General features: G+C 63.6%; 1 protein-coding gene. It reads right to left on the bottom strand.

Going from position 1 to position 783, the window contains the following annotated elements; genetic code table 11:
* Positions 1 to 640 (bottom strand): IS701 family transposase (locus ACXJ3V_RS20150; protein WP_457102135.1); only part of this gene is annotated, 640 nt, incomplete at its 3' end.
* Between the last annotated feature and the right edge of the window lie 143 nt (positions 641 to 783).

Genomic DNA, 783 nt, shown 5'->3' with positions numbered 1-783 from the left:
CGCTCAGGCGTTCGCGAAACGCCGTGTCCGCGCCGTAGCCCGCGTCGGCCAACACGCAGTGCCTCGGCGCCCCCTGGGCCACCAGGTGTTCGATCTGCTGCAGCGCGATCTGAGGCTTGGTGGCGAACTCGATCGCCTCGGGCACGCCGGCCTTCTCGCGTCGGGCCTGGTCGTCGGCCCACTCCTGGGGAAGGTACAGCTGCCACGCCACCGGAATGCTGGCCGCCGCGCAGGCCAGCGACACGCTCACCGCCACCTGGCAGTTGTCCTGCTTGCCCAACATCCCGCAGTATTGGCGCGCGACGCCYACCGAGTGTCGCCCCTGCTTGGGAAAGCCCGTGTCGTCGACGATCCACCAACCGCCGTCGCTGAAATCCATCAACGGCACGACCCACTGGCATATCCCCAGCAGCATCCGCTCGTCCGACCAATTCGCGTCGGCCACGAAGTGGTGCAGCGACTGGTGGCGCGAACGAACGTTCAGCGGGTCCATATGCGCCGCCATCGGCTCCACGCTCTTGCGCTGCAGCGGCGACATCAGCCCCGTGGTGTAACCCCGCAAGCCCGCATGACGGTCCGAATGACCCAGCCCTTCGCTCAGATGGGCCATGTAGCGCTCGAATTCCTGCAAGTCTTCCATCAAGGTTCACCCTTCTCTTGAAGAAGTGCACATAATGCCTTGATTTCGTTTAAATTACTAACACAGTAAGACTAGCAGGCTGCGGAAATACGCCCCCTTCAAAGCGAGTCCTCCCTGCCGGCGAGGGTTCGCTTTTCACATGG

The organism is Microbacterium sp. P5_E9 (assembly GCF_054049175.1).
Note: the sequence above shows the minus strand (reverse complement) of the source record. Positions and strands in the feature narration are given on the sequence as shown.